The sequence below is a fragment of the Promicromonospora sp. NPDC057488 genome (assembly GCF_042802395.1).
GTDB lineage: Bacteria > Actinomycetota > Actinomycetes > Actinomycetales > Cellulomonadaceae > Promicromonospora.
Genome location: NZ_JBHVEG010000038.1, coordinates 36,126 through 42,514, shown reverse-complemented (window position 1 = coordinate 42,514; position 6,389 = coordinate 36,126). Strand labels below are relative to the sequence as shown.

Sequence of the window (6,389 nt, the reverse complement as noted above, 5' to 3'; positions counted from 1 at the left end):
GGGGGGGGCCACCTCGCTTTTCCCCCCCCCGGGGGCGCGGTCGCGCGACGGGGGTCCCGGGGCGCGTGCCGCGCCCGTGAACGCCCGGACGAGGTCAGCCCTCGAAGGTGACGTCCAGCGTGATCTGGCCCACGCCGGTCAGGGCCTTCGAGATCGGGCAGCCGACCTTGGCGGCCTCGGCCGCGGCCTTGAAGCCCGCCTCGTCGATGCCGGACGCGAAACCGCGCACGGTCAGGGCGCTCTTGCTGATGTGGAGACCGCCGGCCGGGTCCGGGCCGAGCGTGACCACGGCCGAGACCTCGATCTGCTCCGGCGTGGCGCCGGCCTGGCCCAGCTCGTTCGTGAAGGCCATCGTGTAGCAGGACGAGTGCGAGGCGGCGAGGAGCTCCTCGGGGCTGGTGACCCCGTTCGCCTCCTCGGCGGCACGCGCCGGGAACGACACGTCGTACGTGCCGACGCCGGACGACGAGAGCTCGACCTGGCCCTTCCCGTCCTGGAAGGTGCCGTTCCAGGCGGTGCGAGCGGTACGTGCTGGCATGGTGCACTCCTTGAAGATCGCGTTGTGACCTCGGACGGGTCCCTGCGTGCCCGACCCTACGACGCCCGCCGGGCAGTCGCGTCACGGCGCGAAGTCGAGCGCCTCCTCGTCCACGGCCAGTACCGTCCAGCTGCTGCCCGCGGCGTCCGCGAGGTCGTACGCGGGCACCACCAGCACCGCGCCGTCTGGCAGGGTGTAGCCCACCTCGGTCAGCTCGGCCGACACGATCGTCACGTCCTGGACCGGCCAGGCGATCGGGCCGCCGGGCGCGGGCGACGGCCCGGCGTCCCCGTCCGGGGCGGCCTGCCGGGCGCTCGGCGCCGTGCCCGCGAACCGGGGGTCGCCCAGGCGCTCCACGGCCGCCTCCTCGCTGACCACCGGATACTCGCCCAGGCTCTCGCCCGCGGCGGTGCGCACCTCAGCCGTCCCCGGCGTGTCCGTCAGGCCGACGCCCGCGTGGAACACGAGCCGCGTCGCGGAGTCCAGGTCGCCGCCAGCGGTGAGCGGCTCGACGCTCTCGGCCTCGGCCCCGGACTCGTCCGGCGCCCCCATGACCGAGGGCCCGTCCTCGCGGGCCTCCGGCGCCGCCCCGGTGTCGGTCCCGCTGTCCAGCGCGGCGGGCAGGGCCCCCGGCCCGGACTCCCCGAGCAGGTAGCCGCCACCGCCCACCGCGACGACACCCGCCACGGCGGCCGCCACGAGCCACGGCGTCCGGCGGCGGTGCCGCCGCATCGCGAGCTCGTCCACCGACGGCGCGGCGGGCTCGGCGGGCGCAGGGGGCTCGGTCGCCGCCGGCCCCGGCAACCGCCCGCCCGACCCGGCGATCAGCGCGTCGACCTTGGCCCGGAGCACGTCGTCGGCCGGACCGGGCGCGCGCCGCGCCGGGTCCGCCGCCGTCAGACGGTCGAACGCCTGGTCCTCCGGTCGCTGGTGCTCGTTCATCGCTGTCCCTCCGTGCCGTGCCCGGCTCCGCGCCGCGCACACCCTCCATATGTGCTCATGCGTCCACCGCTTGCTCGTGGGCGTCCCACGCCTCGCGCAGGCGGGCCCGTGCCCGGGACAGCGCCGCGTCGGCGCCGCCGCGGGAGACGCCGAGCACCTGGGCCAGGTCGTCGCCCGACAGCCCGTCCCAGGCGACGAGCAGGAGGATGCGCCGGTCGCGCGGGGACAGCAGGGACAGGACCTGCCGCACGGCGTCGTCGTCGACGGCGAGCGTCGCGGGGTCCACGTCGTCTGGCTCGTCCGGGACCACGGCGACGGGCAGCGCCCGCATCTTGCGCCGGTGGTTCGCCAGCACGTAGCCGGCGGTGCGGTAGAGCCAGGGCAGCTCGGCGGCGTCGGGCACGTCGTCGCGCCGGCGCCACGCGGTGGCGAGCACCTCGGCGGCGAGGTCCTCGGCGTCGGAGGCGCGGCCGCCGTCGGGCAGCCGCCGCACGAAGTAGGAGTAGAGGGCGCGCGAGTGCGCGTCGAAGAGCGCGCCGAACCAGGCCTCGTCGTGCTGCGGCGGTTCGTCGTGCGGGGCGCCGGGGCTGTCGTCCACGCCCCCACTCTGTCGTGAATGCCGGGTTCCTTGCACCCTCGGACACAAGAAAACCCTGGCGGGCGACTCGCCCCGCCAGGGTTCTCCGATCAGGCCCGCTCAGGTCAGCAGGCGCCCAGGTCCTGCCACACGCCCCACTCGCCGGTGGTGCCGGGCGTCTCGCCCTGCGTCCACCACTTGGCGCGCCACTCGTGGCCGCCGTGCGACACGGTGTTGCCGCCCACGTAGGTCGACGACGCGCTCCACGCGGCCGAGGCGCAGGCCTCGCCGGGCGGGTCGGTCGGGTCGGTGGGCGGGTCGGTCGGGTCCGTCGGCGGGTCCGTCGGGTCGGTCGGCCCGCCGCCCTCGATCGGACCGGGGTTGCCGGAGCCGAGCACGTTCCACAGCGCGCCGGTCAGCGCGCCGGACCGGTCACCCGAGAGGTCCCACCACATGGCGCCGCCGAGCCCCTCGGACCGGATGTACTGCGCCTTCTTGGCGACGGACTGGTCGTTGTCGTACGACCACCAGGTGTTGCCGTCGTGCCGCCAGGCGGCCCCGAGGTCGGCGTCGTAGTAGCCGGTGCCGACGTTCTTGATCACGTCGTAGTCGTTGATCCCCGCCTCCCACTGGCCGGGAGCGGCGCTGGTCGCGGTGCCCCACGCGTCCGACGACGACGCACCGGTCCAGCCGCGCCCGTACATCGCGAGGCCCAGGCCGAGCTGCGCGGGAGCGATCCCGGCGTCGGTGTACGACTTCACCGCGAGGTCCGCGCTGAACTGCCGGGCCTCCTCCCGCGGGTCGGCCGGGTCGTGGTACAAGTTGCCCTGGTGGCCGGTCAGCGCCGGGTCCCAGGCGCCGTGCAGGTCGTAGCCCTGCACGTTGCCGAAGTCGAGGGACTCGAAGATCTCGGGGTCGTTCCAGCCGCCGTCCTCGATGTCCGCCGGGTTGGCCGGCAGGAACGCGGACAGCTCGTAGTCCTTGCCCGTCTGGGCGCCGACGGCGTCGAGCTGCTCACGGAACTCGGCGAGCAGGAGCTTGAAGTTCCGGGCGTCGTTCACCTCGTCGACGTGGTTGCCCACGTTGCCGTTCTGCGAGCCGGGCCACTCCCAGTCGATGTCGAACCCGTCGAAGACACCGGCGGCGGCACCGGCGCCGCCACGGCCGTCGATCACCGGCAGGTTGCCCTTGATGAACATGTTCACGCAGCTCGACACGAACTTCTCGCGCGAGGCGTCGGTCGCTGCGGCCAGCGAGAAGTTCTTGGACCAGGTCCACCCGCCGATCGACATCATGACCTTGAGGTCGGGGTGCTTGGCCTTGAGCTGCTTGAGCTGGTTGAACGAGCCGGCCAGGGGCTGGTCCCAGGTGTCGGCCGCACCGGAGACCGAGTTGGCCGCCGTGTAGCCCATGCCATAGTCGGCCCAGGCGTCACCCGCGCCGTCGGACCCGTTGGGGCCCTCACCCTGCGCCTTGTTGGCCTCGAAGCACTCGAGGTTCTGGTGGTGGATGTTGGCGAACGCGTAGTTGATGTGGGTCAGCTCGTCGGCCACGCCGGACGTGTCGATCTGCTTGACCTGGTAGCCGCGGCCGTACACGCCCCACTGCGTGAAGTAGCCGACGCTGCGGAAGCCGTTGATGGCGGAGCTGCTCGCCCCGGCGGCGGCGGGCTCGGCCTCGGCCGCGTTCGCCTCGCGCATGCTGGCGCCCGCCACGACGGCGGAGGCCGCCACCGCGAGCGCGGCCACCCCCGCGAGTATCCGTCGGGTGGTCTTACTGGCGCCTGATAGCGGTTCGTACGTCGAGTCCATCGTCTTCCCTCTCTGGTCCGGGCACTGCTCCGGTAACGGTGGTCGCGCTGGTCATGCTTCGTTAAAAGTAAGGAAACCTGCGTTAACGGGAAATAAGGGGATTCCACACGGTGGGACTACGTAGTGGTAAGGGGCGAACCGCACGCGGTTGTTTCGGTGTGAAACCTTCGCCACCGAAACAACTTCGTGCGGTATCAGGTACCCGGGCCGTCCGCGGTGGGGCAGGATCCCAGGCCCGGGGCCGGATCGCAGCAAAAGTCGCACGCTCAGGTTGATGCGGGTGAAACGTGTGGAGGTCATACTTGCGAGCACCGTGAACGAATCCGGGAGGCTCGACGATGACCGCGCTGCCGCAGCAAGTCGTTTTTCCGCTCCCCCTCGGTGACCGCACCGTGGCCCCTCACGTCGCGTGCGAGCTCACGCGTGTGGTGGGTGACGAACCTGGATGTGTGGACCAGACAGCACGGATGCTCGACGAGGAGCATCTGGTCGGGACGGCGCTGATGCCGGACCCGCTGCCTGCCGCACGTGCGGTCCGCGAGGCCGTAGGCCCGCTCGGGCTCGACGACGAGGCACGCCGTGTGCTGCTCGTCGCCGCAGTCGCCGTGGTGGACCGCACCGAGCTGTTGCTCGCCGCATCGGGCACAGACATCGACACCCTCATGGCCGGCCCCGCCGGCCGCCACCTCCATCTCGTGGGCGGCCGGTTCCGCTTCCACCATCCGCGCGTGCGCTCCGTGGTGCACGACGACGCCGACCTCGCCTCGCGCACCGCCGCCCACGTGGCGCTGGCGGAGGTGCACCGCAAGGCCGACGAGCCGCTCATCGCCATGTGGCACACGGCCCTCAGCACGCTCGCGGGAGACCCCCTGCTGGCGGACGGCCTGGTCGAGCTCGCCGAGCAGCACCTGGCGCGCGGCGACGTCCACCGTGCGCACGAGGTGGCGCGCGAGGCCGCGAGCCACGGCACCGACCGGGTGCGGGCGCGTGCCTTCGCGGTGGCCGGCCGGGCCGCGCTGTGGGCAGGGCACGTGCACGACGCCGTCGTGTACCTCCGGCGCGCGACCAGTCCCGCCGACAGCGGCTCGTCCGCGGCCGGCGCGCCCGACGCCGCACGCTCGCTCGGCGTGGCGCTGGCGCTGCTGGACGGGCGGCCCGACGCCGTCGTCCCCGAGGACGCGGCCGGACCCGACCGCGCCGCGATCGCCGCCGCCCGCAAGACGATCCGGCTGCTCGACGGCGCGCCCGGCGAGGCCGCCGCGATCCTGTCCGAGGTGGCGGAGCTGGCCCCTGCCCGCCCGCCGGGCTGGTGGTTCGACGGGCCGGACGAGGCCCTGACGCCGCTCGCGGAGGCGCACCTGCGGGTGGCGCAGGCGTACCTGGCCCTGCGCCTGGGCAACATCACCGGCGCCGCCTCGGTGCTCGACGACGCCGTGGAGCGCCTCCCCGTGGCCCTCGCCTTCGGCGGGCTCGGGATCGCGCTCGCGCGCCGGCTCGACCTGGTCCGGGACGGGCACCTGCGCCGGCCGACCGCCGCGCTCGAGGCGTCGGTGCCCGGCCAGGTCGCTCCGGTCGTCCGGGCGGCCACGCTCGGCGACCGGGCCCAGACCGCCGTCTTCGACGGGCGCTGGGTGGAGGCCGCGACCCTGCTCGGGCTCGCGGCCGAGCGCGGCGGCGACGAGCTGCGCCGGCTCTGGCTGCCCACGCCCGACCCGGTGGAGCTGCTGGTGCTCGCCGGTCAGGACCGGGCCGCGCGCCGCTCGCACGAACGCCTGCGGCTGCGCGTGCTGCCGTCCGTCGGCACGGACGCGGCCGGGAGCTATCCGGCCGGGGCCGGCCACGCCGGGCCGGGGCACGCGGTGTCCGGCACCGCCGGCCACCCGGGGGTGTCGAACGGCTTCGCCGGCGGCCCGATGCGCCGACGCCGCCTCGACCTGGCGCGCGCCGAGCTCGCGCTCGCCGACGCGTCGGGCGTGAACCGGGCGCGCGAGCGGGCCGTCGAGGCGTCGCTCCGCGTGGGCTCCACGTTCGAGCGCGGCCTCACGGAGCTGGTGGCCGCGCGCGCCTTCGCCCGGCTGGGCCTGCCCGGGGACGCCGCCGCGCACCTGCTGGGCGCGCACGAGCTGTTCGAGGAGTCCGGCGCCAAGGCCTGGCAGCACATCGCCGAGCAGGCGCTCACCACGCCCGGGTTCGTGCGGGAGGCGCCGGCCCGCCAGGCGAGCGCTCCCCCGCCGCCTGCCGCGGCGGCCGCCCCGGTCCCCACGCAGCCGCGGGACGAGCCGGCGGGCGCCCCGGTGATCGACGTCGGCGAAGAGCTGTGCGGGCAGTGGACCGACCTGCTCACGGAGCGAGAGCTCGATGTCGCGCGGCTCGTGGTGCAGGGCCGGACCAACCGGCAGGTCGCGGCCAGCCTCTACGTGTCGGTGCGGACCGTGGAGGTGCACCTGGGGCGGGTCTTCCGCAAGCTCGGGGTGCGGTCCCGCACGGAGCTGGCGGTACTGGCGCTGCGGGGGTAGGCCCC

The 6,389-nt window shown here is 74.6% G+C and carries 5 protein-coding genes; 1 reads left to right on the top strand and 4 read right to left on the bottom strand.

All coding sequences use genetic code 11. The annotated features are described in order from the left end of the window. Nucleotides 1-94: 94 nt before the first annotated feature. From ACFU5G_RS10615 to ACFU5G_RS10600, 4 genes are all read right to left on the bottom strand, one after another. Nucleotides 95-538, bottom strand: a complete 444-nt coding sequence (locus tag ACFU5G_RS10615; RefSeq protein WP_377243478.1) for an OsmC family peroxiredoxin — start codon at nt 536-538, stop codon at nt 95-97. A gap of 81 nt (nt 539-619) precedes the next feature. Then, nucleotides 620-1,480 carry a hypothetical protein gene (locus ACFU5G_RS10610; RefSeq protein ID WP_377243476.1) on the bottom strand — a complete coding sequence of 287 codons (861 nt, stop codon included), beginning with the start codon at nt 1,478-1,480 and terminating at the stop codon, nt 620-622. 55 nt (nt 1,481-1,535) lie between these two features. Continuing rightward, on the bottom strand, nt 1,536-2,078 hold the full coding sequence (locus ACFU5G_RS10605) for a sigma-70 family RNA polymerase sigma factor (protein WP_121386471.1): 543 nt from the start codon (nt 2,076-2,078) through the stop codon (nt 1,536-1,538). 104 nt (nt 2,079-2,182) lie between these two features. Continuing rightward, entirely contained in the window at nt 2,183-3,805 is a 1,623-nt protein-coding gene (locus tag ACFU5G_RS10600) for a glycosyl hydrolase family 18 protein (RefSeq protein ID WP_377243474.1), read from the bottom strand. Nucleotides 3,806-4,317: 512 nt separating this feature from the next. Between ACFU5G_RS10600 and ACFU5G_RS10595 the strand changes: the two genes are divergently transcribed. Then, a complete protein-coding gene (locus tag ACFU5G_RS10595; protein WP_377243472.1) occupies nt 4,318-6,384 on the top strand; it encodes a LuxR C-terminal-related transcriptional regulator in 2,067 nt (688 codons plus the stop codon). The last annotated feature ends 5 nt before the right edge of the window (nt 6,385-6,389 follow it).

What these genes read in the sequence shown, in the direction of transcription:
- ACFU5G_RS10615 (WP_377243478.1), bottom strand. Translation starts at nt 538, where the DNA reads ATGCCAGCACGTACCGCTCGCACCGCCTGGAACGGCACCTTCCAGGAC.
- ACFU5G_RS10610 (WP_377243476.1), bottom strand. Translation starts at nt 1,480, where the DNA reads ATGAACGAGCACCAGCGACCGGAGGACCAGGCGTTCGACCGTCTGACG.